The following is a 26,217-nucleotide window of genomic DNA, read 5'->3' on the forward strand; positions in this document are numbered from 1 at the left end:
GCGGAGACGCTTGAGTACACGCGGGGTTCGATCGAACGGTCCGCCGCGTCGGCCGGGCACAAGGTATCGGTCGAGATGGTGCACCAGTCCGTGCACGACCTGCTCAAGCGTCGCATCACTGCGGACGACCCGAGCGTGCGCGAATTCGACGCGGTGTATTGCGCCGGCCTGTTCGACTATCTCTCCGACAAGGTCTGCTCGCGCCTGCTGTCGTATTTCGCCTCGCGCACGAGGCCGGGCGGTCATCTGCTCGTCACCAACGTCCACTCCGACAACCCCGAGAAGTTCGGGATGGAGCATCTGCTGGAGTGGTACCTGATCTATCGCGACGAGGCCGGTATGGCCTCGCTGTTGCCGGAGAACTCGCATGCCCACCGACTCTATGTCGATGAAACCGGCGTCAATGTCTTCGCCGAAGCCGCTATCCGTTGAGGATTCGGCCGCCCAACCGGCGAAGGCGATGAGTTCGAACCAGCTATACGCCGGATACCAGTCCGAACTGGCCGATTTCCGCCTGGCATTCAGCCGGGGCGGCGCGTACACGGCTATCGTGCTGGTGCTGCTCGGGGTCGGGCTCGACTACGGCCAGTATCCGCAGTGGCAAGTGCCATTCGCTGCGGCGCGCATCGTCGTTTCGCTGCTGATCGCGGGCGTGGTGGTCGCGCTCTACAGCCAGGCTGGCCGCCGCTTCGCGCCGTGGCTCACCATGACGTGGCTGCTGCTGCCGCAGATCATGATCGCCTGGATGATCTCGCAGACCGAAGGCGTCGAATCGCCGTACTACGTCGGGCTGAATCTCGCGATCTTTGCCTCGGGCATCGCCTTGCCGTTCGGGCTGTGGCAAAACCTGGTGTTCGGCATCCTGTCGTATGTGCTTTATGCCGCCGCGTGCCTGCTGCACCCGGGTGGCATCGAGCCCGTGGGGACGTTCATCGTCAACTCGCTGTTCCTGCTGTTCCTGCTGTTTGCCGCGGCAGCGAGTGGCGTGTACACGTTCTTCAATGAACGCGCGCGCTTCATGCTGTTCCGCTTGAAGGCCGAGGTGGCGGACAAGAACGCGGAGCTCGAGGTCATCAATCGCAAGCTGGTCGACATCAAGGGCCAGATGCTTCAGCAGGAAAAGATGGCGGCCATCGGCACGTTGGCGGCGGGCCTGCTGCACGAGGTGAACAATCCGGTCAACTTCTGCCTGATGGCGATCGAAGTGGCCATGGAGGAACCGGCCGCGAAGTCCGAACCGGGCATCCAGGAGTGTCTGGTCGATGCCAAGCAGGGTATGCAGCGCATCCAGCATATCGTCTCGGACCTCAAGACATTCGCCTACCGCAAGCCGGGCGCCGAGGTGGAAGGCACCCCGTTCCTGTTCGAGAAGGCACTTGATTCGTCACAACGGCTGACTGCGCACGAACTGCGTGGGGTCAAGATGACGCGCGAGATGCCAGACGACACCCTCGTCCTTGGCGACGAGGCCGCGATCATCGGCGTGCTGATCAACCTGTTCTCGAACGCCGCGCTGGCGATGCGCAAGGCGGGTACGCAGAATCCGGCGATCCATACGACGGTGCGGTGGGAGGACAAACGCCTGCGCGTGACCGTGCGCGACAACGGTCCTGGCATCGCGCAGGAGCATCTCGCCCGCGTGTTCGAGCCGTTCTTCACCACGCGGGAAGTGGGCCAGGGCCTGGGTCTTGGCCTGTCGATCAGCTACGCCGTGATCGAACGTCATGGCGGCGTGCTGTATGCCGAGAGCGAAGTGGGCCAGTGGGCCGCCTTCAGCTTCGACCTGCCGCGTGCGGAGTAAGCCGTGACGACCGATACGAGCCAGCCGCGCGCGACCATTCTCTACGTCGATGACGAGGAGATGGCGTGCAAGTATTTCGCGCGCGCGGCCGGCAGCGAACACGAAGTACTTTCCGCCACCGGCGCGGATGAGGCGATAGCCATCCTGCAGGAGCATCAAGCGAAGATCTCGGTGCTGGTCACCGACTACCGGATGCCGGGCCGCGATGGTGGCGACCTGCTGCGACAGGTGGCGCTGGAGTATCCGCAGATCGTGCGGATACTGGTCACGGCCTATGCCGACAAGGACATGCTGCTCGAGACCGTCAATAGCGGCGAAGTCTTCAAGATTCTCGAGAAGCCGATCACCGTGACCGATGTGCGCGAGGTGCTGCGCCTGGCCGGAGAGCGTTATCGCGAGCGCGCGGTGCGTCAGCAAAGGCTGATGGCGATCGACGAGACGCTGGCCTTTCTGGCCCATGAACTGAATACGCCGCTGGCGGCGATTGCCAACTTCGCACGCGGGGTCGAGGCGCGCGTGGCTGGCGAGTACAACCAGCAGCGTAATGCCGAGATCGGCCGCGCGGCCGGTGCCATGCATGACAACGCCCAGTACTGCCTTGCGGTGCTGTCGTCGTTCCTGCAGTCCGTGCGCAGCAGCGCGGGCGGTGCCAAGCCGAAGCCGGGTCCGGGCAATGACGTCAGTGCGGGGGCATTGGTGGCATCCCTGCTGGATAGCTATCCCTTTGCCGATAACCAACGTAACTGGGTGCAAGTCGAGTTGCACGACGATTTTGCCGTGCCGACGCTGCCGAACTGCGTGGCGCTGGTGCTGTCGTCGGTCATGAGCAATGCGCTGCGCGCGCTGGCCGATGTGGACAACCCGTCGCTGCGCTTTGTCGTGGTGGCTGGAGATCGGCCGGAAATCCGCATCGCGGACAACGGGCCCGGCATTCCGCCGGAGGTGATGGATCGTCTGCTCGTCGACCCCGTCACCACGCACGCCTCGGCGGGCGGCAGCGGGATGGGCATGATCTTCTGTAACCGCGTCATGCAATCTTTTGGTGGCGGCATCCGGATCGCTTCGGCTTCGGGCGCAGGCACCACCGTAACCCTCGATTTCCCCAATATGAAGAATCGTATGAACAGGAGTGATCGATGAGCGAACCGAATACCACGCAGGCACCCCCGGCAATTCTGTTCGTCGATGACGAGGCCACGGCCGTCAAGTATTTCCAGCGCGCCATTGGCCAGCTTGCCCCGGTGGTGACCGGGGGATCCGTTGAAGAAGGCAAGGCGCTGCTCGACGCCCATGGCGACAGCCTGGCAGTGCTGGTGTCCGACCAACGCATGCCGGGCGAATATGGCAACGAGCTTCTGCGTTACGCGCGCGAGCGCTATCCGCATATCGTACGGATCCTGACCACGGCGTACTCGGAACTCGACCAGACCGTCGAGGCCGTGAACCAGGGCCAGATCCATCGCTACATCAAGAAGCCGTGGGACATTACCGCGCTGCGCATGGAGATGAAGCAGGCGCTGGAGTTGTCCGGTCTGCGCAGGGAGCGTGATCAACTGGTGCGTGAAAAGCTCATGGTGCTGCAGAAGCAGACCGTGGCCACGCGCGTTGGCATGGTCCACGCGATCTGCGCCAGCCTGATCGGCCCGGGGCGATTCCAGCCGGTGGAGACCTATCTGGCCGGCACGTCGCTGGCGGGTGCGCGCAATGCCGAGCCTGACTGGCAGCGTCTGGACTATGCGGATCTGGTCGGCGCGGAAAGCCAGCGCTGCGGCGTGTACGGCCATGCGGTTGGCACGAAGCTGGCAGAGTTCCGCGCGCGCCTGGCTGGTCGTGGCGCCGGTGACGCGGCGGCGGTGCTGGCGGAAGTGCTGGGTGCAGCGGTACGCCGCGACGGCGATGTCGTCACGTGGGCCGCGCCGGACGCGCTCGGTGAGTTCGTGGCAAGGCCCGTGGCCGATGCCGTATCCGACGAGCACGCGGCATGGCTGGCGGCGCTGCTGTGGCTGGAAGAGGCTGGTGGAGCGCTGCAACTGCAGCGCGAGGGCGACGCGATCACGGCACGCGCGACAACGCGGACTGAGTCGTTTGCCAAGGACCGGCTGGCCGTGTGGATCGAGCAACTGACGGAAGCCTAACCGTACGTGAGCGTAGTGGCTCCCCTCTCCGCAAACGCGGGGGAGGGGGCCGGAATCGATGCCGCGCGAGCCGGCGCGGTCATCGAATGTTTTTCTCCAACACGCTGTTTCGCGATGACGCGAAGCCGTTCTGGCAAGGCCCCGCAACGACGCCAGAATCGTCTTGAAACGGCTTCCAAAGCCTGTCCCCCTAGCCGGGCGGTCCTGCGCGGACCATGCCGGCGGGCGGAGAAGACTCAGGAGTTGGCAGGTGCCTCGGGCAGTGTAAGAACGCCGAGCGCCTGCAGTTCTTGCAGTTGCGCGTCACTCATATCCAGAAGACTCTGCAATACCGCGCGCGTGCCCTCGCCAAGCGTCGGCGGTGCATTGCGAATCGGCGGGCGCTTTCCGTCCAGACGGTACGGCGGCGCAAATACATGCGTCGTGCCTGCCACCGGATGCGGCATCTCACGCATCAGCCCACCCCTGCGAGTCCGTTCGCTGGTCAGTGCCTCGTGCAGTCCAGCCACCCTGCCGCACGGAATACCGCAAGCGGTCATGCGTTCCAGCAGAAGGTCGCGGGGAAACTCATGGATCAGACCCGTGATCAGCGGTGTCAGGGTGACGCGGTTCTTCGCGCGCTCGACGTTCGTGGCGTAGCGTGGATCCTCGACGATATCGGGGCGCTCGATGACCTGGCGGCAGAACTTGTCGAACTGGTTGTTGTTTCCCACCGCGATAATCAGTGGACCATCGGCAGCGTCGAACATGCCGTAGGGAACGATGGACGGATGGGCGTTCCCGTAGCGTGCCGGGTCGCGCCCCAGCAGCATGGCATCCAGGCCGTAGTAGCCCGTCACCATCACGCCGCAGTCGTACAGCGCCATCTCGATCAGTTGGCCCAGGCCCTTTCGCTCGCGGCGGAAGAGGGCGGCCAGTACGGCTTGCGCCGCATACATGCCGGTCATGAGGTCGACGACCGCAACGCCGAACTTCAACGGCGGCTGATCGGCCTCGCCATTGAGCGCCATGAGGCCGGCTTCGCCCTGGATGACGAGGTCGTAGCCGGGGCGTTTTGCCTCAGGGCCGCTGGTGTCGTATCCAGAAATAGCGCAGTAGATGAGGTCAGGCTTGATGGCCTTGAGCTGCTCGTAGCCCAGGCCCAGCTTCTCGGCGCCGCCCGTCTTGAAGTTGTGGATGACGACGTCGAACTTCGGCAGCAGTTCGTAGACGATCTGCACGCCTTCCTTGCTCTGCAGATCCAGCGTGATGGACCGCTTGTTGCGGTTCATGCTGTTGTAGTAAGTCGTCTCCGTCTTGCCGATGCGCATCCCCCAATCACGGGTGTCATCGCCACGGCCGGGATGTTCCACCTTGACCACCTCCGCACCGAAATCGGCCAGGACTTGCCCGCACAGCGGACCAGCGAAGACGCGGGACAGGTCAAGCACGCGCACGCCGTCGAGAGGCAGTTCGGTGTCCTTGGATGGTTCAATGGTCTGCTGCATGGCTTGTCTCCTGCCTTCGCCATTCACGCATGCCGTGACGTGGCGATCATCTGCTTGTGGTTAATCGGACATTCTTGCCCGCATAAATAATTAGAACAATCACAATGGTGATTGACGCAATGTCCAATTTGGCTTGACAGTCATTCAGCCAAGGGTGGGTTTGCGGGCGAGTTCGTTCCCTCGCACAGCGCCTTTTGCCACGGGTGCTGACGGGTGTTGCAGTCCCGGACTCCTCGCCAAACGAAAAAGGCACCCGAAGGTGCCTTTTTCTTTCAACCCGAGCGCCGCGTCAAGCTTGCGCGCCGAAGTTCGGGTCGTTGCGGTCGGTTACGTCGCCGCCTTTCTTGTCGCCCTTGACGAGGTCTTCGCGCTTCACGCCGAGCCACATCGCCAGCGCTGCGGCCACGAACACCGACGAGTAGATACCGAACAGAATACCCACAGTCAGGGCCAGGGCGAAGTAGTGCAGCGTCGGGCCGCCGAAGAAGAACATCGACAGCACCATCATTTCGGTCGAGCCGTGGGTGATGATGGTCCGCGACATCGTGCTGGTGATCGCGTGGTCGATGACTTCATGCGTGGACATCTTGCGGTACTTGCGGAAGGCTTCGCGAATCCGGTCGAAAATCACCACCGACTCGTTCACGGAGTAGCCCAGCACCGCTAGGATCGCCGCCAGCACCGAGAGCGAGAACTCCCACTGGAAGAAGGCGAAGAAGCCCAGGATGATCACCACGTCGTGCAGGTTGGCGATGATACCGGCGACCGCGAACTTCCATTCGAAGCGGAACGACAGGTAGATCACGATACCGGCCACCACGCACAGCAGCGCCAGCAGGCCGTCCGTGGCCAGTTCCTTGCCCACCTGCGGGCCGACGAACTCCACACGCTGCAGCTTGACGTCAGGCGAGGCCGCCGTCAGCGCGCCCATGACCTGCTCGCTCTGCTGCGCGGAGGTCACCTGCTTGCCGTCCGGGCCCTTCTGCAGTGGCAGGCGGATCATCACGTCGCGCGAGGTGCCGAAGTTCTGCACCTGCACATCGGAGTAGCCGAGCTTGCTGACCTGGCCACGGACCTTCTCGAGATCGACGGCCTGCTGGTAGTTGACCTCCATCACCGTGCCGCCGGTGAATTCGATCGACAGGTGCAGGCCCTTGTGCCAGAGGAAGAAAACAGCGGCGGCAAACGTCAGGAAGGACACCACGTTGAAGATCAACGCGTGCTTCATGAACGGAATGTCGCGCTTGATGCGGAAAAATTCCATGATGGGTTCCTGATGTGTCCTGGCTTACTTGGCGACCGGGGTGTCGGTGGTGTCCGGCTTCCAGATCTGACCGATGGCCAGGCCCTGGAGCTTCTTCTTGCGGCCGTACCAAAGGTTGACCAGGCCGCGGTTGAAGAACACCGCCGAGAACATCGAGGTCAGGATGCCCAGGCAGTGCACCACGGCAAAGCCGCGCACCGGGCCCGAGCCAAAGGCCAGCAGCGCCAGGCCAGCGATCAGCGTGGTCACGTTCGAGTCGAGAATCGTCGCCCAGGCACGTTCGAAGCCGATGGCGATCGACATCTGCGGTGATGCGCCCGCGCGCAGTTCCTCGCGGATCCGCTCGTTGATCAGCACGTTCGCGTCGATGGCCATGCCGAGCACCAGCGCGATAGCGGCGATGCCAGGCAGCGTCAGTGTGGCCTGCAGCATCGACAGCACCGCCACCAGCAGCAGCAGGTTCACGCCCAGCGCGATCACGGAGAACACGCCGAACAGCATGTAGTACAGCACCATGAAGACGGCGATCGCGGCGAAGCCATAGGCCACCGAGTCAAAGCCCTTCTGGATGTTGTCCGCGCCCAGCGACGGGCCGATTGTGCGTTCCTCGATGATTTCCATCGGGGCGGCCAGCGAGCCGGCGCGCAGCAGCAGGGCCAGGTCGTTGGCGGCTTCGGTCGAGTAAGAACCGGTGATCTGGAAGCTCGAGCCAAGCTCGGACTGGATCGTCGCCACGGTCAGCACTTCGCCCTTGCCCTTTTCGAACAGGACGATGCCCATCGGCTTGCCAATGTTCTCCCGCGACACGTCACGCAGCATGCGGCCGCCCTGGGCGTCGAGCTTGATGTTGACGGACGGGCGCTGGTTCTGGTCGAAACCGGCCGAGGCGCTTTCGATACGGTCGCCGGTGAAGATCACCTGCTTGCGCAGCAGCACCGGGGCGCTGTTGCCTTGCGTGAACAGCTCGTCGCCGAACGGCACGGGGTCACCCGGGCGCGGGTTGCGCACATCCGGATCGGCCAGGCGCGCCTCGAGCGTGGCGGTACGGCCGATGATGTCCTTGGCCTTGGCGGTGTCCTGCACGCCCGGCAGCTGCACCACAATGCGGTCGGAGCCTTGCTGCTGGATCACCGGCTCTGCCACGCCAAGTTCGTTCACACGATTGTGCAGGGTGGTGATGTTCTGCTTGACGGCGCCGTCCTGCACGGTCTTGCGGGCGGCTTCCGTGAACGTGCCAACGATGTTCGTGCCGTCCATCGTGAAGGCCAGCTCGCGCAGGTTGTCGGCCAGGATGCCGCGCGCGCGTTCCGCGTCGTCGCCATTGCTGAAGCGCACGGTCAGACGCTCGCCGTCACGGTCAATGCCACCGTGGCGGATGTTCTTGTCGCGCAGCAGCGTGCGCGCATCGCCGGCCAGGCTGTCGAGCTTCTTGTCGACGGCGCCCTTCATGTCCACCTGCAGCAGGAAGTGCACGCCACCGCGCAGATCCAGACCCAGGTACATGGGAAGCGCGTGCAGCGCGGTCAGCCAGCGCGGCGAACCGGACAGCAGGTTCAGCGCCACGACATAGGTCGCATCGTTCGCGTCGGGGTTCAGCGAGCGCGACAGCACGTCCTTGGCCTTGAGCTGCTCGTCAGTGGTGCGGAAGCGTGCCTTGACCGAGCCGGACTGGCCGGACACGTCGAAGAACACCCCGTCAGGCTGCAGCTGGTTCTGCGCCAGGATCTCCTCGACATGCTTCTGCATGGACAGGTCGACCTTGACCGTGGCCTTGGCCGACGATACCTGGACGGCGGGCGCCTCGCCGAAGAAGTTCGGCAGGGTGTAGGTGATGCCGATGGCCAGAGCCACCAGAATCACGATGTATTTCCAAATCGGATAACGATTCATCGTTGGCCAGTCATTGCGGTTGGCGTGGTCGATAATCGCGCGCATCGCGCGCCGGATCGGCCGGACCGGTTGGCAAACAGCCGCCTGACAACCCGTAGGAGGGTCCGGACGGGACCCCTGTGCGGATTCAGGCGGCTGCGCAGGGTATGGTCGGAGGCGTCGTGCGCCACGTCCATGCCTGATTCAGGCGGAAAACGTGCCGGATCAGAGCGACTTCAGTGAGCCCTTCGGCAGCACAGTGGTCACCGCATTCTTCTGCACGGTGATTTCCGTACCTTCGGCCACTTCCAGGGTCACGTAGTTCTCGTTGACCTTGGTGACGCGGCCCAGGATGCCGCCTGCCGTCACGACTTCGTCGTTCTTGGCCAGCGCTTCCATCATCGCCTTGGTTTCCTTCTGGCGCTTCATCTGCGGGCGGATCATGATGAACCACAGCACCGCGAACATCAGGATGATCGGCAGAAAGCTCATCAGGCCACCGGCGCCGCCGCCGATACCAGCAGTCTGGGCAAAAGCGTTAGAGATAAACACGTTACTTCTCCGTCACAAAGTTCAATCAGGGAATCGGGCATTCTATCACCCGGTCATTGTCCCGCCTTGGCATTCTAGGGCGAATTGCGGGTTTGTTCGGGGTGCGTTCCGCGTACTTTGCGGAGGATGCGGAAAGCCACCCCGAAGCGGCCGATTTCAGGCCAGCTATTCGACCTTGGCCGCGCCGAAAGTTCTCAGCCGGCCCGGTCCGAGAGACACTCAGCGTGTGCCGCGCGCGCGATTTTCGGCGAACTGGCGGCGGAATGCCTCGAAGCGGTGCTCTTCGATGGCCGTGCGCATCTCGCGCATCAGTTCCAGGTAGTAATAGAGGTTGTGGATCGTGTTCAGGCGCGCGCCAAGGATCTCGCCCACGCGGTGCAGGTGGTGCAGGTAGGCCCGGGAGAAGTTGCGGCAGGTGTAGCAGCCGCACTGTTCGTCCAGCGGGCGCGGGTCGTTGCGGTGCGCCGCGTTGCGGATCTTCACGTCACCAAAGCGCGTGAACAGCCAGCCGTTGCGGGCATTGCGGGTCGGCATCACGCAGTCGAACATGTCGACGCCGTGCGCCACGCCGGCCACCAGGTCCTCGGGCGTGCCAACGCCCATCAGATAGTGCGGCTTGTGCGCCGGCAAGCGGGGACCCACGTGCTCCAGTACCCGCATCATGTCTTCCTTCGGCTCACCAACCGACAGGCCGCCGATCGCGTAACCATGGAAGTCCAGTTCCGACAGGCCCGCCAGTGATTCGTCGCGCAGGTCCTCGAACATGCCGCCCTGCACGATGCCGAACAGCGCGTTGGGATTGGCCAGATGGTCGAACTCGTCGCGCGAACGCTTGGCCCAGCGCAGGCTCATCCGCATGGAGCGGGCGGCCTCGTCGTGGGTGGCGGGACGGCCGTCGATCTCGTACGGCGTGCACTCGTCGAATTGCATCACGATGTCCGAGTTCAGCGTGCGCTGGATCTGCATCGAGATCTCGGGCGACAGGAACAGTTTGTCGCCATTGACCGGCGATGCGAACGTGACACCTTCCTCGGTGATCTTGCGCAGTTCTCCTAGCGAAAACACCTGAAAACCGCCCGAATCGGTCAGGATCGGCTTGTCCCAGCCGATGAACTTGTGCAGGCCGGCGTGGGTGTCGACGACGTCGAGCCCCGGGCGCAGCCACAGGTGGAACGTATTGCCGAGGATGATTTGCGCGCCGATCTCGTTGAGTTCGAGCGGCGACATTGCCTTGACCGACCCGTAGGTGCCCACGGGCATGAAGATCGGCGTTTCCACAACGCCGTGGTTCAGCGTGACGCGGCCACGGCGGGCGTTGCCATCAGTGGTCAGCAGTTCGAAATTGAGCATGGTGTGTTCTCGGGGGCGGTCAGTCGCGGCGGTCGCGGCGGGTGAGCAGCATGGCGTCGCCGTAGCTGAAGAAACGGTAGCGCGCGTCCACGGCATGGCGGTAGGCGTCGCGAATCGCCTCCACGCCGGCCAGCGCGGAGACCAGCATCAGCAGCGTGGACTTGGGCAGATGGAAGTTGGTGATCAGCGCGTCGACGATGCGGAAGGCGTAGCCGGGCGTGATGAAGATGTCGGTATCGCCGCTGCCTGCCTCCAGCGTGCCATCTTCGGCGGCGGCGGATTCCAGCGCGCGCAGCGACGTGGTGCCGACGGCGATTACGCGTCCGCCACGCGCGCGGGTTTCGCGCACGGCATCCGCCAGTTCGGGGGAGATGGCATACCACTCCGAATGCATCTTGTGCTCGGACAGGTTTTCGGTACGCACGGGCTGGAACGTGCCCGCGCCAACGTGCAGCGTCAGGAAGGCGCGGCGGATGCCGGCGGCGTCCAGCCGGGCGAACAGGGCGTCGTCGAAGTGCAATCCGGCCGTGGGCGCGGCCACCGCGCCGGGGTTGCGCGCGTAGACGGTCTGGTAGCGCGTTTCGTCGTAGGCGTCGGGGTCGTGCGTGATGTACGGCGGCAGCGGCAGGCGGCCGTAACGTTCGATCAGGTCGAGCGCGGGCTCGGGAAAGCGCAGGGTGAAGAACTGGTCGACGCGGGGGCCCACAGTCACTGCGAAGGCGTCATCCGCCAGGTGCAGCAGGCTGCCCTCGGCAGGCGTCTTCGACGCGCGCACCTGGGCCAGCACCGTGTGGGTGTCGACCACCCGTTCCACCAGCACTTCGATCCGGCCGCCGCTTGGTTTGTGGCCGAAAAAACGGGCCTTGATCACGCGGGTGTCGTTGAACACGAGCAGGTCGTCCGGATTCAGGTATTCAAGGATGTCGCTGAAGGCGCGGTCGACCAGCCGCACCGCCTCGGACGTGTCCTCGGGGGCGGTCCGCTCCACCACCAGCAGACGGCTGGCGCTGCGGTCAGGCAGGGCGGACTGCGCGATCAGTTCAGGCGGCAGCGGAAAATCGAAATCGGACAGGGTCAACATGGCTGGATACAACGGCCAAAACCGTGCACGGCGGCAAGCTTTGTGGGCGTGCTACCGCGGTGATCGGTACGGCATGGGTAAAATCGGCGAATCCGACATTGTAAGGCTTGGGCGCCAGGCTTCGCCTGCTTGCCCATGTTGCCGCCCATATTCCCGCGCTGATGCCAGGCTCCGCCACCGAACCGATCGACGAACCCGCCTCCGCCGCCAGGAAATCCGCCAAGGCTGCCGACGCCAAGCCGTCCACGGCCGCGGCGCGGCTGGCCAAGCTCGGCCTGCGACGCAGCGTCGACCTGGTGCTGCACCTCCCGCTCCGCTACGAGGACGAAACCACGCTCGAGCCGATCCGCGACGCGATCCACCGTGCGGGCATTGGCCTGCCGGCGCAGATCGAAGGCGAAGTGATCTCGAACGAGGTGACGTTCCGCCCGCGCCGCCAGCTTGTGGTCAAGGTGGCCGATGAAACCGGCGAACTGACGCTGCGTTTCCTCAATTTCTATGGCAGCCAGACCAAGCAGATGGCCGAAGGCACGCGTCTGCGCGTGCGCGGCGAGATTCGCGGCGGCTTCTTCGGCGCCGAGATGGTCCATCCAACCGTGCGGGCGGTGGCGCCGGGCGAGCCGTTGCCGGACCGCCTGACGCCGGTCTATCCGGCCACCGCCGGGATTTCGCAGGCCTACCTGCGCAAGGCCATCGGCGGGGCGATGCAGCGCACGCCGATGCCGGAAACCCTGCCCCAGGCGGTGCTGCGCGGGCCGCTGGCGCAGTTGAAGCTGCTGCCGCTGATCGATTGCCTGCGCCTGCTGCACAACCCGCCACAGCAGGAAAGCGAGGCCGCGCTGGCCGATCGCTCGCATCCGGCGTGGGTGCGGATCAAGTTCGATGAACTGCTCGCGCAGCAGATTTCGCTGCGCCGCTCGCAGGCCGCGCGCAAGGAGAAGAACGCGCCGTCGATGCCGCGTCGTGCGGGGGGCTTGCTGACCAGCTTCCTTGGCGCGCTGCCGTTCCGCCTGACGGGCGCGCAGCAGCGGGTGGTCGAGGAAATCGCCGCCGACATGGCCCGTCCGCACCCCATGCATCGTCTGCTTCAGGGCGACGTGGGCAGCGGCAAGACGATCGTGGCCGCGCTGGCCGCGTGCCAGGCGATCGACGCCGGCTATCAGGCCGCGTTGATGGCGCCGACCGAAATCCTGGCCGAGCAGCATTTCCGCAAGTTGTCCGCATGGCTCGAACCGCTTGGCGTGCCTGTGGTCTGGTTGGCGGGCAGTCTGAAGGCAAAGGAGAAGCGCGAGGCCGTGGCGCGCGCCGAATCGGGCGAGGCGAAGCTAGTGATCGGCACCCATGCGCTGATCCAGGACACCGTCCGGTTCGCCCGGCTCGGCCTGGCCGTGGTCGACGAGCAGCATCGCTTCGGCGTTGCCCAGCGGCTGGCGCTGCGCGGCAAGGCTGAGGAAGCGGAGCAGCCGGTCGAGCCGGCGCGTCCGGCGGAGGAAAAAGTGGTGCCGCACCAGCTCATGATGTCGGCCACGCCGATCCCGCGCACGCTGGCGATGACCTACTACGCCGACCTCGATGTGTCGGTGATCGACGAATTGCCGCCCGGCCGCACGCCAATCGTCACGCGGCTGGTCAATGACGCGCGCCGCGACGAGGTGATCGAGCGCGTGCACCATGCGGCCGCCGAAGGGCGCCAGGTCTACTGGGTGTGTCCGCTGATCGAGGAAAGCGAGGCGCTGCAGCTCCAGACGGCAGTCGAGACGTACGAAACGCTGGTTGCGGCGCTGCCAGATCTGCGTGTCGGGCTGGTTCACGGGCGGCTGCCACCGGCCGAGAAGGCCGCCGTGATGGACGGTTTCACCGCCAACCGGCTGCAGGTGCTCGTGGCCACCACCGTGATCGAAGTGGGCGTCGACGTTCCCAATGCATCGCTGATGGTGATCGAACACGCCGAACGTTTCGGGCTGGCGCAACTCCACCAGTTAAGGGGGCGCGTGGGGCGGGGAAGCGCCGAGTCGGTCTGCCTGCTGATGTACCAGGCGCCGCTGTCACCCACGGCGCGCGAGCGGCTGGCGACGATGCGTGAAACCACCGACGGCTTTGAGATCGCACGGCGCGACCTGCAGATTCGCGGCCCCGGTGAGTTTCTGGGTGCCCGGCAGTCGGGCGAGGCGATGCTGCGATTCGCCGACCTCGAAACCGATGCCTGGCTTGTCGACTACGCCCAGGAGGCGGCCGAGCTGATGCTGGAACGGTACCCGGAAGCGGTGGAGGCGCATCTGTCGCGCTGGCTGGGTGGCCGGGAGCACTTCCTGAAGGCCTGATGTCGCGCCTTCGCCATATTGGAGAGATCTTAAAGTGGCGAATCAGTTTCTTTTGCCTGTCGATCTGACAAGGACGGGAATCGAAGCTAAAATCTATCGCCTAACCGGAATTGATTAATCATGACGCTCACCGAACTCAAGTACATCGTCGCCGTGGCGCGCGAGCGCCATTTCGGCCGGGCTGCCGAGGCCTGCTTCGTGTCGCAGCCGACCCTGTCGGTCGCCATCAAGAAGCTGGAGGACGAGCTGACCGTGCAGATCTTCGAGCGGGGCACCTCCGAGGTGTCGGTGACGGCCATCGGCGAGCAGATCGTCGCGCAGGCGCAGCGTGTGCTTGAGCAGACCATGGCGATTCGTGAGATCGCCAAGCAGGGCAAGGACCCGCTGGCCGGGCCGCTGCGTTTGGGCGTGATCTACACGATCGGGCCGTACGTGCTGCCGGCACTGGTCAAGCAGATGATCGAGACCGTGCCGCAGATGCCGTTGATGCTGCAGGAGAACTACACGAACAAGCTGATCGAACTGCTCAAGCAGGGCGAAATCGACTGCGCGATCATGGCCGAGCCGTTCCCTGACTCCGGCCTGACGGTGCGTCCGCTGTATGACGAGCCGTTCGTGGTGGCCGTGCCGCGCGGACACCAGCTTTCCCAGCAGACCAAGGTGGACCCGGACGAACTGAAGCAGCAGACCATGCTGCTGCTCGGCAGCGGCCATTGCTTCCGCGATCACGTGCTGAGCGTGTGTCCGGAACTGTCGCGCTTCTCCCAGGCGGCCGACGGCATCCAGAAGACGTTCGAAGGTTCGTCGCTCGAGACCATCCGTCATATGGTGGCCAGCGGTGTTGGTATCACCGTGCTGCCGCGCACCTCGGTGCCCGACCTCAAGCCGCACAACGACATGCTGTCCTACGTGCCGTTTGCCGAGCCCGTGCCGGACCGCCGCGTGGTGCTGGCCTGGCGCAAGAGCTTCACGCGGCTTCCCGCCATGGAAGCGCTGGCCAACGCGGTGGCCGCGTGCGAACTGCCCGGCGTGCGCAGGCTCGGCGACACCGAGACGGTCGAGGCCGTCGCGGCCTGAATCCCAGCCCGGCCTGACCGCCGGGCCATATCCCTTCTGCAAGCATAGGTATCGTCTATTCGATATATGAAATTTATCGAATAGACGATTCAATAGTCGCCTAATACACTTCTTCCATCGGGTTTCGGGAACCCGTCCAGAAACGCGATGGACTATGGAGTGACATCATGGCAATGCTCAATCTTTTCGTATCAGGCTTCCGCCAACTCCGCGCACAAGCGCGCGATGCTGGCCGTGGTGAAGCCTCTCGCCTGCGCCGCAAGGTGGTACGCAAGGAAATCGGCATGGCAATCGTCGCGCTCGGCGCGATGGCGATGTTCCTCGATGCCGCAAGGGGGCTTTCTTCCCTTGTGGCGTAGTCCTGGTGCGATAATGGCCACTGTCCGCCGGCGTCACATTGGGGCGCCGATCCTCGTGGCTTGAACAAAATGGAGCTGAACGACCATGGCAAAGAAGAATGAGATGAGCGTGAACATCGGTATCTCGGACAAGGACCGCAAGAAGATCGCGGAAGGCCTTTGCAAGCTGCTGGCCGATACGTACACCCTCTACCTCAAGACCCACAACTTCCACTGGAACGTGACGGGTCCGATGTTCAACACGCTGCATCTGATGTTCGAGACGCAGTACAACGAGCTGGCGCTGGCCGTGGACGCAATCGCCGAGCGTATCCGCGCATTGGGCTATCCGGCCCCGGGCACCTACAAGGAATACGCCAAGTTGTCCTCGATCGCCGAGGAAGAGGGCGTGCCCGAAGCCACCGAGATGATCCGCAAGCTCGTGGAAGGCCAGGAAGCCGTGGTGCGCACCGCGCGCTCGCTGTTCCCGGCGATCGATGCCGCTGGCGACGAACCGTCGGCGGACCTGCTGACCCAGCGCATGCAGACGCACGAGAAGACCGCGTGGATGCTGCGTTCGCTGCTGGCCTGATCACCGTCATGCCAGTCACCGGTTGCCACGTCGCTTGCGGCAACCGGGCCAACGCGTCACGGCCCAACTGGCCGCGGCGCGTTTTTGCTTGAGTCTTGCCAGAAGTACGCCGCCATGTCCCATCCCTCCACCGCCCCCGCCCACCCGAGCCGTCTGGCGCTATACGCGCGCCTGGTTCGCATCGACAAGCCGATTGGCACGCTGCTGTTGCTATGGCCCACGCTCTGGGCCATGTGGATGGCCGCCGGCGGGCCGCCGGGATGGACCCTGTTCTGGATCTTCTTCGCCGGCACGTTCCTGATGCGTTCGGCCGGTTGCGCCATGAACGACTGGGCCGACCGCGATTTCGACAAGCATGTGAAACGCACGAAGGAGCGGCCGCTGACCGCCGGGCTGATCGCCAGCTGGGAAGCGCTGGCCGTGGCCGCGGTGCTGGCGCTGATCGCGCTGGCGCTGATTCTGCCATTGAATTCGCTGACCAAATGGCTGGCCGTGGTGGCCGCCGTCCTGGCGGGAACCTATCCGTTCTTCAAGCGGTTTTTCGCGATCCCTCAAGCGTACCTGGGTATCGCATTCGGCTTCGGCATCCCGATGGCCTTCGCGGCGATCCAGGATCAGGTGCCGTTCGTGGCCTGGCTGATGCTGCTGGCCAACGTGTTCTGGGCAATTGCCTATGACACCGCATACGCGATGGTCGATCGCGATGACGACCTGCTGCTGGGCATGAAGACGTCGGCGATCACGTTTGGCCGGTTCGACGTGGCCGCGATCATGATCTGCTACGCCGCCTTCCTGGGTTTGATGGGCTGGGCAGGATCGCTGCTCGGGCTGGGCTGGCCGTACTATGCCGGCCTGGTGGCAGCCGCGGGGATGGCGGGCTATCACTACACGCTGATTCGCGAGCGCGACCGCATGAAGTGTTTCGCGGCCTTCCGGCACAACAACTGGCTGGGTGCCTGCGTGTTCGCCGGGACGTTCGTGGCGTACCTGCTGAAGTAAAAAAACCGGGGCCAGGCCCCGGTTTTTTCTTGGAAGCCTGAAACAGCTTCCTAGTCCTTCCCGAACTCCGCGCCCATCTCGCGACCTCGCGCGGCGGCGGCCAGCATGGCGCGAACGAAGGCGTCCTGGATGCCGCTGGCGTCCATCGAGGTCAGCGCGGCATACGTCGTGCCGCCTTTCGACGTGACACGCTCGCGCAGCGTCGATACCGGTTCGGACGACTCCGCTGCCAGCGCGGCGGCCCCGCGGAACGTTTCGACGGCCAGCTTGCGACCCTGCTCGGCGGACAGACCCATCTCGATGGCGGCACGCTCCATCGCCTCGACGAAATAGAACACGTACGCCGGGCCGCTGCCGGAAATCGCCGTCACGGCGTCGATCTGGTCGTCGCCCTCGACCCACACGCACTGGCCGACGGCCTCGGCCACGGCCTTGGCGATGGCGCGGTCGTCGTCGGACAGACCCGGGGCGGCGGCCAGTCCGGTCATCCCCATGCCGGCCAGCGCGGGCGTATTGGGCATCGCGCGGACAAGCCGGTTGGTGCCCAGCCAGCGCTGCATGTCCTGCAGCCGGATGCCAGCCGCCACGCTGATGATCAGGCTGTTCTTCAACTGCGGCGCCAGGGCTCCCACGGCGTCCTTGAACTGCTGCGGCTTGACCGCCAGCACGATCACGTTGCTGGCGCCAAACGCGGTGTCCGGTGCGGCCAGGGTCTGTACGCCAAGCGTCGTGGCCAGGCGTTGGCGGGCGTCTTCGAACGGATCGACCACGCGAATCGCGTTTGCCGGCACGCCACGGGCTACCAGGCCGCCGATCAGGGCCGAGGCCATATTGCCGCCGCCGAGGAAGCCGAAAGTAAGGGAGTCGAGCATCATGGTTCCTGTCTGCCGGCGCGACGCATGTCGGCTGGCGTTGATGAATCTGTTGAACGGGGAGGTTGTGAAGCGACGGGTGCCGTCAGCCTCGCGCGCCGAATATCGCGGTGCCGATCCGCACCATCGTGGCGCCCTCGGCGACGGCCGCGGGCATATCGGCGGACATCCCCATCGAGAGCGTATCCACATCCAGTCCGGACTGCCGCAGTTCCTCGAGCAACCGGCGCAGCGCGGCAAATGGCACGCGCTGGGCGGCCAGGTCCGCTGCCGGCGCGGGAATCGCCATCAGGCCGCGCAACCGCAGGTTCGGCAATGCGGCCACGGCGCGCGCCAGCGCCGGCACTTCCTCGGGAAGCACGCCACTCTTGGTGTCTTCGTTGCTGATATTGACCTGGATGCAGACCTGCAGGGGCGCCAGATCCGCCGGCCGCTGCGCCGACAGCCGCTCCGCGATCTTCAGGCGGTCGATGGCGTGGACCCAGTCGAATTGCTCCGCCACGGGGCGGGTCTTGTTGCTTTGCAGCGGGCCGATGAAGTGCCACGCGATGCGGCCGCGCAGATCGCCCAGCGCGGCGATCTTGTCCAGACCTTCCTGCACGTAGTTCTCGCCAAACGCCGGCTGTCCGGCCTCGAAGGCCTCGCGCACGCGATCGGGTGAGACGGTCTTGGAGACGGCCAGCAGGGTCACCCCGGAAGGGTCCCGGTCGGCTTGTTGTGCAGCCGCCGCGATGTCATTCTTCACGGCTTGCAAGTTGGCGGCGATTACAGACATAATCCGGCGAACATACCAAAGAAGTACAACAAAAAGCAGTCTTTTAGGGTGGGGTCATTATAGATGGACATCGCGCAGCTATTGGCTTTTGCGGTCAAGAACAAGGCATCCGATCTCCACCTCTCGGCTGACATGCCGCCGATGGTGCGTATTCACGGGGATATGCGCCGCATCAACGTCGCGGCAATGACGCACAAGGACGTCCACGCCATGGTGTACGACATCATGAGCGACGTTCAGCGCAAGTCTTACGAAGAGCGCCTTGAGGTCGATTTCTCCTTCGAGATCTCTGGTCTGTCCCGTTTCCGGGTCAACGCCTATACCACCCAGCGCGGCGCGGCCGCGGTGTTCCGGACGATTCCGTCGAAGGTCCTGACGCTCGAGGACCTGCGCGCGCCCGCCGTGTTCGCCGATCTGTGCATGAAGCCGCGTGGCCTGGTGCTGGTCACCGGGCCCACGGGCTCTGGCAAGTCGACCACGCTCGCCGCGATGGTCGACCATCGCAACGACAACGACATGGGTCACATCCTCACGGTGGAGGATCCAATCGAATTCGTGCATCAGTCCAAGAAGAGTCTGATCAACCAGCGCGAGCTTGGCCCGCATACCCATTCGTTCGCCAACGCGCTGCGCTCGGCACTGCGCGAGGATCCGGACGTGGTTCTGGTGGGCGAATTGCGTGACCTGGAAACGATCCGCCTGGCGTTGACCGCCGCGGAAACCGGTCACCTGGTTTTCGCCACGCTGCACACGAGTTCGGCCGCCAAGACGATCGACCGTGTGGTCGACGTGTTCCCGCCGGAAGAAAAGGACATGGTGCGAACCATGCTGTCGGAGTCGCTCGAGGCCGTGATCTCGCAGACGCTGCTCAAGACACGCGACGGCAACGGTCGGACGGCGGCGCATGAAATCATGATCGCCACGCCTGCAATTCGCCACCTGATCCGCGAAAACAAGATCGCGCAGATGTACTCGATGATGCAGACGTCGAGCGGCCTGGGCATGCAGACGCTGGACCAGTGCCTGAGCGACCTGATCAAGCGCGGCATGATCAATTACAGCGACGCGCGGGCGATTGCGAAAAATCCCGACGCCTTCATGGGTTAAGGAGGAAGGGAATGACCATGCTCGACCGCGAATCCGCTGCAAAGTACATCAACGAAATGCTGGGGCTGATGGTCAAGAACCGTGGCTCCGATCTGTTCATCACCGCGGAATTTCCTCCGGCCGTCAAGGTCGACGGGAAGATCACGCCGGTTTCCCAGCAGCCGTTGAATCCGACTCACGCGCTGACCCTGGTGTGTTCGATCATGAACGAGCGCCAGACCAAGGAGTTCGAGGACACCCGCGAATGCAATTTCGCGATCGCCGTGCCGGACGTCGGACGTTTCCGTGTCTCGGCCTTCATCCAGCAAGGCCGCGCGGGCATGGTGCTGCGGACCATCAACACCCGCATTCCATCGGTCGAAGACCTGGACCTGCCGCCGACGCTGCATGAGATCGTGATGTCCAAGCGCGGTCTTGTGATCGTCACCGGCGCCACTGGCTCGGGCAAGTCGACCTCGCTGGCGGCCATGCTCGACCACCGCAACGCGCATTCGTACGGCCACATCATCACGATCGAGGACCCGATCGAATACGTCCACGCGCATCAGAACTGCATCGTCACGCAGCGCGAGGTGGGGATCGACACCGAGTCGTGGCACATCGCGCTCAAGAACACGCTGCGCCAGGCGCCGGACGTGATCCTGATCGGCGAAATCCGCGATCGCGACACGATGGAATACGCGATGCAGTACGCGGAAACGGGCCACCTTTGCCTGGCCACGCTGCACGCGAACAACGCCAACCAGGCGATCGACCGTATCGTCAACTTCTTCCCAGAGGAAAAGCGCCAGCAGCTTCTGATCGACCTGTCGCTGAACCTGAAGGCGATGATCTCGCAGCGCCTGCTGCCACGTGCCGGCCGCAAGGGCCGCGTGCCGGCAGTGGAGATCATGATCGGCACGCCGCTAGTGGCTGACCTGATCTTCAAGGGCGAGATTCACGAGCTCAAGGAGGTCATCAAGAAGTCGCGCGAGCAGGGCATGGTCTCGTTCGACCAGGCGCTGTTCGAACTCTACGAGACGGAGAAGATCACGTACGAAGATGCGCTCAAGAACGCTGACTCGCTCAACGACCTGCGCCTGATGATCAAACTCCACAGCAAGCGCCATCGCGACAACGATCTCGGCGCCGGCACCGAACACCTGAACGTGATCTGAGCGGACGCGGTATTCTCACGGCCTGTACTGCCCCCATACACCGCAGGAGACCACGATGAGCAATGTGTACCAGTTCGAAGCCAACTCGCTGTCCGGTCAGCCCCAGCCGCTGGCCGACTACCGCGGCAAGGTGCTGCTGATCGTCAACACCGCGAGCGAATGTGGCTTCACGCCGCAATACGCGGGCCTGCAGACGCTGCAGGCGTCCTATCAGGCGCGCGGCTTCGACGTGCTTGGCTTTCCCTGCAACCAGTTTGGCAAGCAGGAGCCTGGTGACGCCGAACAGATCGGCGCGTTTTGCGAATCCCGATTTCACGTCACGTTCCCGATGTTCGAGAAGATCGACGTGAACGGCGCAGACGCGCATCCGCTCTACAAGTGGCTGACGTCGGAGAAGCGGGGGTTCCTCGGTACCCAGGCGATCAAGTGGAATTTCACCAAGTTCCTGCTGCGCCGCGACGGTACCGTCTTCAAGCGTTATGCGTCCACAACCAAGCCCGAGGAAATCCGCGCGGACATCGAGTCGCTGCTCGCCGAACAGCCGGCGTGAGATAAACCGGTCGGCGCCGTGCCCGACTATCCCTGCGTGTCCGATTGGACGGTGCGGAGGAATCCGTTGAGCGAACGCTCTGACGTCTCGAGGAAATGCTCGTCGAGCATCGTCAGGGCGCGGCAGCGGTCCAGCCGGAAGCTGCGGTAGTCGGAGCGCGTCGTGCACCACGCCGCCAGCAGCCAGACATTACCCCAGAAGAACAGGCCCAGCGGTTGCACCACGCGCACGCTTTCGCGTTGTTGCGCGTCGCTGTAGTCGATCCGTAGCAGGCGTTGCGCGCCGATGGCCGTATGCACGATGTCAAAAGCCTCGCGCACGGCGGGCTGGTTGACGTACTCGGGCGCGAAAATGCGGCTCTGCTGCGCGGCCACGCGCCGTTGCGGCGGCAGGGCGGCCATCAGTTTTTCGAGCGAGGGATCGGCTGCGGCGGCCAGCGCGCCACCGCCCCAGGCCTTGAGCAGCCGCAACCCTGCCACCATGGCCTCGACTTCCATCGACGTGAACATCAGTGGCGGCACGTCGTAGTCGGGCCGCAGCCGGTAGCCAATGCCGGCCTCGCCTTCAACCGGCACGCCCGAGAGCGACAGCGCCTGGATATCCCGATAGACCGTGCGTTCGGAAACGCCCAGGCGCTGGGCCAGCAGCGCCGCCGTGGTCAGGCGGCGGCCTCGCAGGACCTGGACGATCTGGAACAGGCGGTCGGCGCGTCGGCTCACGGGGTGCTCACTTTCCTCGTCAGTGGGTGCCTGGCTCGTGCAGGCCGATCCGGTTGCCCTCGCTGTCCTTGATATGCGCGTAGCGCCCAAGGTTGTCAGGCAGGTTGACCGGCCCTTCGAGCGTATGGCCGCCGGCGTGGCTGACACGTGCCAGCACGTCGTCGAGTTGTGGGGCGTTCAGGTACGGCACCGGACCATAGAACGCGCTCGCGCGGTACTGGTCGCCCTGGACCAGCGCGCCCGATCCGTCGCCGTGGGTGAACACGGCCATATCGACTTTGCCCATCGTCTCGCGGCGTAGCGGATGCTCGAACACGGCTTCATAGAACTGGACTGCGCGCTGCATGTCGGTCACCGGGATTTCCAGCCAGTTGACCAGGGTGGTGTTGGGGGTGGACATCTTGGCTCTCCTCGTTACGAAGTTGGGAGAACGGATCATGCGCGTGGGCTCCTGACAGCGTACTGTCAGGAGCGTGTCAGGGGTGTCAATGCGGCATCCAGGCCGCCAGCACCGGCACCATGATGGCCGTCAGTACGCCATTCAGCCCCATCCCGAGTGCCGAGAAGGCCCCGGCCTCCTGGCTGACCTGGAATGCCCGTGCCGTGCCGATGCCGTGCGCGGCCACGCCCGTGGCGAAGCCCCGCACCGTGTAGTCCCGCACGCGCAGCAGGTTAAGCAGGCCGGTGGCGGTGACGGCGCCAATGATGCCGGTTGCCATGACCAGCACCGCGGTCAGCGAGGGCAGGCCACCGATCTTTTCCGATACCCCCATCGCAATCGGGATGGTCACCGATTTCGGCGCAAGCGATCGGATCACGTCAGGCGTCGCGCCGAGTGCGTAGGCGATGCCCACCGCCGACACCACGGCCGCGAACGAACCGGCTACCAGGCCGCACAGCAGGGGGAACACGTTGGTGCGCAGCTTTGGCAATTGCGTATAGAGCGGCACGGCCAGCGCCACCGTCGCAGGGCCGAGCAGGAAGTGCACGAACTGCGCGCCGTCGAAGTAGGTCTTGTACGGCGTACCCGTGACGGTCAGCACGGTCACAAGGATCGCCACCGAGATCATCACCGGATTGGCCAGCGGCGAGAAACGCGCGCGCTCGTAGATGCGGAACGCGAACACGTAGGCGATCAACGTGGCGGTGAGCCCGATCAGCGGACTAGCTGCCAGGTAGACCCAGATTTCGTTCAGGCGTGGCGACATCATGGCTGTGCTCCCGTGTCCGCCGACGTGTCGACAGGCGTGTCGGCAGGAGGCTTGCGCATCAGCGCGCGCGTGACCAGCGCCGTGACCGCGATGGCCACCCAGGTGGAAACCACCAAGGCGATGACGATGGGGAGCCATTCGCTGCCGATTCGGTTGGCGTGCACCATGATGCCGACGCCGGCCGGCACGAACAGCAGCGACAGGTGCTTGAGCAGTTCATTCGCGGAGTTCTGGACGACGGGCAGCAACCGGTTGTCGAAGACCAGCCAGCCGAACAGCAGGAGCATGCCGATCACGGGACCCGGCACGGGCAGGTGCAGCGCGTAGCTGATCACCTCGCCCACGGTCTGAAAGACCAGCAGGATGGCAAACGTCTGAAGCATGGGGCGCTTAGGGAGACCAAATGTGCCGACATGGTACTCCCGTACAAGATGCGTGCAAGCCGGACGTCAGTGCTGCCGTTGGCTTCCTGCTCCCCTCGCCCATTCACGGGAGAGGGGGAGACAGCCATCACCCGTGGCTTACGCCGCCTGTGCCGCCACAACCGGCGCCAGCATCCGGTCCACCAGCTCGACCCAGTGCATCACCGGCGTTTCCGTGCCGCTTTGCAGATGCGTGATGCAGCCGATATTGGCCGTGACGATGGATTCCGGCGAGGTGGCCTGCAGTTTGGCGAGCTTGTCGTCGCGCAGCTTGTACGACAGTTCGGGCTGCAGCACCGAGTAGGTGCCGGCGGAGCCGCAGCACAGGTGGCTGTCCGCGCAGAGGCGCACGTCCACACCCAGGCGGGTCAGCAGCGCTTCGACCTTGCCGCGAATCTGTTGCCCGTGCTGCAGCGTGCACGGCGGATGCCACGCCACGCGGCGGCTATCGCGCGGCACGGCGCCGGCCAGGCGGTGCAGTTCATCGGTAAAGTCGGGCAGCAGCTCCGACAAGTCGCGCGTCATGGCCGATACACGCGCGGCGCGCGATGCGTACGTCGGATCGTTGCGTAGCAGGTGGCCGTAGTCCTTGACCATCGCGCCGCAGCCCGACGCGGTCATGACGATCGCTTCGGCTCCGGCCTCGATATGTGGCCACCATGCGTCGATGTTCGCGCGCATATTGTCGAGCCCGCCTGGATGGTCGCCATTGTGGAAGCGGATGGCGCCACAACAACCGGCTTCCCGCGCCACCACCAGTTGTACGCCGAGTTTGTCGAACACACGTGCCGTGGCGGCATTGATGTTGGGCGACATGGCCGGTTGCACGCAGCCGTCGAGCAACAGCATCTTGCGAGGATGCTCGGTGCGCGGCCAGGTGCCCGCCACGGGCTCGCTCGCAGGTACCTTGTTACGCAGCATCTGCGGCAGCCAGGGGCGCACGATCTGGCCGAGTCTCAGTGCGGGGCCGAACAGCGCCGGGCGCGTCAGGCCTTCGCGCAGCACCCAGCGCACGATGCGTTCCTTGGCCGGGCGCTTGATGCCTTGCGCCTCCAGCCGGTCATCGACGATCTTGCGGCCGATGTCCACCAGGTGGCCATAGGTCACGCCGGACGGGCAGGTGGATTCGCAATTGCGGCAGGTCAGGCAGCGATCCAGATGCAGGCGCGTGCTTTCCGTGACGGGGTTGCCCTCAAGCACTTGCTTCATCAGGTAGATGCGGCCGCGCGGCCCGTCGAGTTCGTCGCCGAGCAACTGGTAGGTCGGGCACGTGGCCGTGCAGAAACCGCAGTGCACGCATTTGCCGACGATGGATTTCGCCTCTTCGCCCTCGGGCGTGTTGCGCAGGAAATCGGCCAGTGTGGTTTGCATGATGTGGGGTCGCTGTGGTCGCGAAGGTCGCTATGGGGTTGCCTGCGGACTCAGAGTCCGTTGTACATGCGCTGCGGATTGAAAATGCCCGCAGGGTCGAAGGTGTCCTTGAGCCGCTTGTGGATCGCGGCCAGCGGCGATGACAGCGGCGTGAACACGCCAACGGACTTGTCGCCATTGCGGAACAGCGTGGCGTGACCACCGGCAGCCTGCGCTGCGGCGCGCACCCGATCCGCCGATGCGGCGCTGTCATCCGGTGCGATCCACCAGCGCTGGCCGCCACCCCATTCCACGAGCTGGGCGCCGGGCAGGTCCAGCGGCTTGCAGACCGTTGGCACGGCGATGCGCCACAGGGCGCGGCCCGTATCGTTTGCTGGGGAGAAGAACGCGTGCGTCTGTTCGCGCAAGGCCATCCACAACTGCTGGGCGTGGCTGGCATCGATGACCTCGCCGCCCAGGTTGTCACGTGCGGCGCAAACCGCGGCGGTCGCACCGCTGAGTCGCACATGCAGGAATCCGTCATGCCACGCCGACGCCGCGATCGGCAACGGCTGGCCGCCCCATTTGTTGAGCTGGTCGATCGCCTCGGCCTGGGCCATCGCGAAGCGCAGCGTGGCGTCATCGAATGGCACGGGCAGCACCTTCAGCGAGACCTCGAGGATCAGGCCGAGCGTGCCGAGCGAGCCGGCCAGCAGGCGCGACACGTCATAGCCGGCCACGTTCTTCATCACCTGGCCACCGAAGTTCATGATCTCGCCGTGGCCGTCCATCAATTGCGCGCCCAGCACGAAGTCACGTAGCGCTCCCGCGGACTGACGGCGCGGGCCGGACAACCCGGCCGCCACCGCGCCGCCGATCGTGGCCGTGCTGGCCTGGCCGCGCAGTGCGAAATGGGGCGGCTCGAAGGCCAGCATCTGGCGCTTCTGTGCCACCGCGTCCTCGATCTCGGCCAGCGGCGTGCCGCAGCGCGCCGTGATCACGAGTTCGGCGGGATCGTATTCGACGATGCCGCGATAGGCCCGCGTATCGAGCACGGTGCCGGCCAGCGCCTGGCCATAGAAGTCCTTGCTGCCGCCACCGCGCAGGCGCAGCGGTGTGCGGGTGTCGCCGGCCTGGCGGATCGCATCGCGAAAGGCGTCGAGAGTGGCTTGCATGAGGACGTTGTCG

At 64.6% G+C, this 26,217-nt stretch carries 25 protein-coding genes and 1 pseudogene; 12 read left to right on the forward strand and 14 right to left on the reverse strand.

From position 1 onward, the window contains the following. The 4 genes and pseudogenes from RN01_RS26005 to RN01_RS26020 form a co-directional block, all read left to right on the forward strand. Positions 1-432, forward strand: a pseudogene (locus RN01_RS26005) (SAM-dependent methyltransferase); the annotation flags it as partial. Positions 433-460: 28 nt separating this feature from the next. Beyond that, positions 461-1,801, forward strand: coding sequence for a sensor histidine kinase (locus RN01_RS26010; protein WP_039016803.1), 1,341 nt, complete (start codon positions 461-463; stop codon positions 1,799-1,801). A 3-nt stretch (positions 1,802-1,804) separates the two neighbouring features. Then, positions 1,805-2,941 (forward strand): hybrid sensor histidine kinase/response regulator, encoded by a 1,137-nt coding sequence (locus RN01_RS26015; protein WP_017513527.1) that lies wholly within the window; start codon positions 1,805-1,807, stop codon positions 2,939-2,941. Beyond that, positions 2,938-3,936, forward strand: a complete 999-nt coding sequence (locus RN01_RS26020; protein ID WP_017513526.1) for a response regulator — start codon at positions 2,938-2,940, stop codon at positions 3,934-3,936. The genes RN01_RS26015 and RN01_RS26020 overlap by 4 nt, the downstream gene beginning before the upstream one ends. A 236-nt stretch (positions 3,937-4,172) precedes the next feature. On the opposite strand, the gene RN01_RS26025 is transcribed toward RN01_RS26020, so the two are convergent. From RN01_RS26025 to queA, 6 genes are all read right to left on the reverse strand, one after another. Beyond that, positions 4,173-5,423 carry a CaiB/BaiF CoA-transferase family protein gene (locus RN01_RS26025; RefSeq protein WP_017513525.1) on the reverse strand — a complete coding sequence of 417 codons (1,251 nt, stop codon included), beginning with the start codon at positions 5,421-5,423 and terminating at the stop codon, positions 4,173-4,175. 289 nt (positions 5,424-5,712) lie between these two features. After that, positions 5,713-6,687, reverse strand: a complete 975-nt coding sequence (gene secF, locus RN01_RS26030; RefSeq protein ID WP_017513524.1) for a protein translocase subunit SecF — start codon at positions 6,685-6,687, stop codon at positions 5,713-5,715. 24 nt (positions 6,688-6,711) lie between these two features. Next, the gene (gene secD / locus RN01_RS26035; RefSeq protein ID WP_024569086.1) at positions 6,712-8,577 is read right to left on the reverse strand and encodes a protein translocase subunit SecD; all 1,866 of its coding nucleotides are present in this window, start codon (positions 8,575-8,577) and stop codon (positions 6,712-6,714) included. Positions 8,578-8,781: 204 nt separating this feature from the next. After that, on the reverse strand, positions 8,782-9,108 hold the full coding sequence (gene yajC / locus RN01_RS26040; RefSeq protein WP_011517484.1) for a preprotein translocase subunit YajC: 327 nt from the start codon (positions 9,106-9,108) through the stop codon (positions 8,782-8,784). A 219-nt stretch (positions 9,109-9,327) separates the two neighbouring features. Further along, entirely contained in the window at positions 9,328-10,458 is a 1,131-nt protein-coding gene (gene tgt, locus RN01_RS26045; protein WP_008641921.1) for a tRNA guanosine(34) transglycosylase Tgt, read from the reverse strand. 19 nt (positions 10,459-10,477) lie between these two features. Then, complete coding sequence (gene queA / locus RN01_RS26050) at positions 10,478-11,539, reverse strand: tRNA preQ1(34) S-adenosylmethionine ribosyltransferase-isomerase QueA (RefSeq protein WP_017515377.1); 1,062 nt, start codon at positions 11,537-11,539, stop codon at positions 10,478-10,480. A gap of 161 nt (positions 11,540-11,700) precedes the next feature. Here queA and recG point away from each other — a divergent pair, with 161 nt between their 5' ends. From recG to ubiA, 5 genes are all read left to right on the forward strand, one after another. Further along, positions 11,701-13,860, forward strand: a complete 2,160-nt coding sequence (gene recG / locus RN01_RS26055; protein ID WP_024569085.1) for an ATP-dependent DNA helicase RecG — start codon at positions 11,701-11,703, stop codon at positions 13,858-13,860. A 120-nt stretch (positions 13,861-13,980) separates the two neighbouring features. Beyond that, positions 13,981-14,937, forward strand: coding sequence for a LysR substrate-binding domain-containing protein (locus RN01_RS26060; RefSeq protein ID WP_024569084.1), 957 nt, complete (start codon positions 13,981-13,983; stop codon positions 14,935-14,937). Positions 14,938-15,104: 167 nt separating this feature from the next. Continuing rightward, a complete protein-coding gene (locus RN01_RS26065) occupies positions 15,105-15,296 on the forward strand; it encodes a hypothetical protein (RefSeq protein ID WP_008641929.1) in 192 nt (63 codons plus the stop codon). Positions 15,297-15,381: 85 nt separating this feature from the next. Then, a complete protein-coding gene (locus tag RN01_RS26070; RefSeq protein WP_008641932.1) occupies positions 15,382-15,867 on the forward strand; it encodes a Dps family protein in 486 nt (161 codons plus the stop codon). 114 nt (positions 15,868-15,981) lie between these two features. Then, on the forward strand, positions 15,982-16,866 hold the full coding sequence (gene ubiA / locus RN01_RS26075; protein ID WP_017515416.1) for a 4-hydroxybenzoate octaprenyltransferase: 885 nt from the start codon (positions 15,982-15,984) through the stop codon (positions 16,864-16,866). A gap of 50 nt (positions 16,867-16,916) precedes the next feature. Here the strand turns inward: ubiA and proC are convergent, their stop codons facing one another. Continuing rightward, a complete protein-coding gene (gene proC, locus RN01_RS26080) occupies positions 16,917-17,738 on the reverse strand; it encodes a pyrroline-5-carboxylate reductase (RefSeq protein ID WP_024569083.1) in 822 nt (273 codons plus the stop codon). A gap of 85 nt (positions 17,739-17,823) precedes the next feature. Next, entirely contained in the window at positions 17,824-18,513 is a 690-nt protein-coding gene (locus tag RN01_RS26085; RefSeq protein WP_017514353.1) for a YggS family pyridoxal phosphate-dependent enzyme, read from the reverse strand. A gap of 63 nt (positions 18,514-18,576) precedes the next feature. Here RN01_RS26085 and RN01_RS26090 point away from each other — a divergent pair, with 63 nt between their 5' ends. The 3 genes from RN01_RS26090 to RN01_RS26100 are packed head-to-tail and all read left to right on the forward strand — an operon-like array spanning position 18,577 to position 21,327. Beyond that, a complete protein-coding gene (locus RN01_RS26090; RefSeq protein WP_008641940.1) occupies positions 18,577-19,620 on the forward strand; it encodes a type IV pilus twitching motility protein PilT in 1,044 nt (347 codons plus the stop codon). A 17-nt stretch (positions 19,621-19,637) separates the two neighbouring features. Next, positions 19,638-20,777, forward strand: a complete 1,140-nt coding sequence (locus tag RN01_RS26095; RefSeq protein WP_024569082.1) for a PilT/PilU family type 4a pilus ATPase — start codon at positions 19,638-19,640, stop codon at positions 20,775-20,777. 55 nt (positions 20,778-20,832) lie between these two features. Next, the gene (locus RN01_RS26100; RefSeq protein ID WP_008641942.1) at positions 20,833-21,327 is read left to right on the forward strand and encodes a glutathione peroxidase; all 495 of its coding nucleotides are present in this window, start codon (positions 20,833-20,835) and stop codon (positions 21,325-21,327) included. A gap of 26 nt (positions 21,328-21,353) precedes the next feature. On the opposite strand, the gene RN01_RS26105 is transcribed toward RN01_RS26100, so the two are convergent. The 6 genes from RN01_RS26105 to glcE form a co-directional block, all read right to left on the reverse strand. After that, the gene (locus RN01_RS26105; protein WP_008641943.1) at positions 21,354-22,046 is read right to left on the reverse strand and encodes a YafY family protein; all 693 of its coding nucleotides are present in this window, start codon (positions 22,044-22,046) and stop codon (positions 21,354-21,356) included. Positions 22,047-22,065: 19 nt separating this feature from the next. Then, positions 22,066-22,446 (reverse strand): VOC family protein, encoded by a 381-nt coding sequence (locus RN01_RS26110; RefSeq protein ID WP_017514351.1) that lies wholly within the window; start codon positions 22,444-22,446, stop codon positions 22,066-22,068. Positions 22,447-22,531: 85 nt separating this feature from the next. Then, positions 22,532-23,257: an LrgB family protein gene (locus tag RN01_RS26115; protein ID WP_008641945.1), complete on the reverse strand. Its 726-nt coding sequence runs from the start codon at positions 23,255-23,257 to the stop codon at positions 22,532-22,534. Further along, complete coding sequence (locus RN01_RS26120) at positions 23,254-23,640, reverse strand: CidA/LrgA family protein (RefSeq protein WP_008641946.1); 387 nt, start codon at positions 23,638-23,640, stop codon at positions 23,254-23,256. The genes RN01_RS26115 and RN01_RS26120 overlap by 4 nt, the downstream gene beginning before the upstream one ends. Positions 23,641-23,778: 138 nt before the next feature. Beyond that, a complete protein-coding gene (glcF, locus tag RN01_RS26125) occupies positions 23,779-25,050 on the reverse strand; it encodes a glycolate oxidase subunit GlcF (protein WP_011517474.1) in 1,272 nt (423 codons plus the stop codon). A 50-nt stretch (positions 25,051-25,100) separates the two neighbouring features. Continuing rightward, complete coding sequence (gene glcE / locus RN01_RS26130) at positions 25,101-26,204, reverse strand: glycolate oxidase subunit GlcE (protein ID WP_017515252.1); 1,104 nt, start codon at positions 26,202-26,204, stop codon at positions 25,101-25,103. Positions 26,205-26,217: the final 13 nt, after the last annotated feature.

It is taken from the genome of Cupriavidus sp. SHE (assembly GCF_000812445.1).
GTDB lineage: Bacteria > Pseudomonadota > Gammaproteobacteria > Burkholderiales > Burkholderiaceae > Cupriavidus > Cupriavidus metallidurans.

Coding starts and splice junctions, on each gene's coding strand:
- RN01_RS26010 (WP_039016803.1), top strand. CDS start 461: ATGAGTTCGAACCAGCTATACGCCGGATACCAGTCCGAACTGGCCGAT.
- RN01_RS26020 (WP_017513526.1), top strand. CDS start 2,938: ATGAGCGAACCGAATACCACGCAGGCACCCCCGGCAATTCTGTTCGTC.
- RN01_RS26025 (WP_017513525.1), bottom strand. CDS start 5,423: ATGCAGCAGACCATTGAACCATCCAAGGACACCGAACTGCCTCTCGAC.
- secF (WP_017513524.1), bottom strand. CDS start 6,687: ATGGAATTTTTCCGCATCAAGCGCGACATTCCGTTCATGAAGCACGCG.
- secD (WP_024569086.1), bottom strand. CDS start 8,577: ATGAATCGTTATCCGATTTGGAAATACATCGTGATTCTGGTGGCTCTG.
- tgt (WP_008641921.1), bottom strand. CDS start 10,458: ATGCTCAATTTCGAACTGCTGACCACTGATGGCAACGCCCGCCGTGGC.
- queA (WP_017515377.1), bottom strand. CDS start 11,539: ATGTTGACCCTGTCCGATTTCGATTTTCCGCTGCCGCCTGAACTGATC.
- recG (WP_024569085.1), top strand. CDS start 11,701: ATGCCAGGCTCCGCCACCGAACCGATCGACGAACCCGCCTCCGCCGCC.
- RN01_RS26060 (WP_024569084.1), top strand. CDS start 13,981: ATGACGCTCACCGAACTCAAGTACATCGTCGCCGTGGCGCGCGAGCGC.
- RN01_RS26065 (WP_008641929.1), top strand. CDS start 15,105: ATGGCAATGCTCAATCTTTTCGTATCAGGCTTCCGCCAACTCCGCGCA.
- RN01_RS26070 (WP_008641932.1), top strand. CDS start 15,382: ATGGCAAAGAAGAATGAGATGAGCGTGAACATCGGTATCTCGGACAAG.
- ubiA (WP_017515416.1), top strand. CDS start 15,982: ATGTCCCATCCCTCCACCGCCCCCGCCCACCCGAGCCGTCTGGCGCTA.
- proC (WP_024569083.1), bottom strand. CDS start 17,738: ATGCTCGACTCCCTTACTTTCGGCTTCCTCGGCGGCGGCAATATGGCC.
- RN01_RS26085 (WP_017514353.1), bottom strand. CDS start 18,513: ATGTCTGTAATCGCCGCCAACTTGCAAGCCGTGAAGAATGACATCGCG.
- RN01_RS26090 (WP_008641940.1), top strand. CDS start 18,577: ATGGACATCGCGCAGCTATTGGCTTTTGCGGTCAAGAACAAGGCATCC.
- RN01_RS26095 (WP_024569082.1), top strand. CDS start 19,638: ATGCTCGACCGCGAATCCGCTGCAAAGTACATCAACGAAATGCTGGGG.
- RN01_RS26100 (WP_008641942.1), top strand. CDS start 20,833: ATGAGCAATGTGTACCAGTTCGAAGCCAACTCGCTGTCCGGTCAGCCC.
- RN01_RS26110 (WP_017514351.1), bottom strand. CDS start 22,446: ATGTCCACCCCCAACACCACCCTGGTCAACTGGCTGGAAATCCCGGTG.
- RN01_RS26115 (WP_008641945.1), bottom strand. CDS start 23,257: ATGATGTCGCCACGCCTGAACGAAATCTGGGTCTACCTGGCAGCTAGT.
- RN01_RS26120 (WP_008641946.1), bottom strand. CDS start 23,640: ATGCTTCAGACGTTTGCCATCCTGCTGGTCTTTCAGACCGTGGGCGAG.
- glcF (WP_011517474.1), bottom strand. CDS start 25,050: ATGCAAACCACACTGGCCGATTTCCTGCGCAACACGCCCGAGGGCGAA.
- glcE (WP_017515252.1), bottom strand. CDS start 26,204: ATGCAAGCCACTCTCGACGCCTTTCGCGATGCGATCCGCCAGGCCGGC.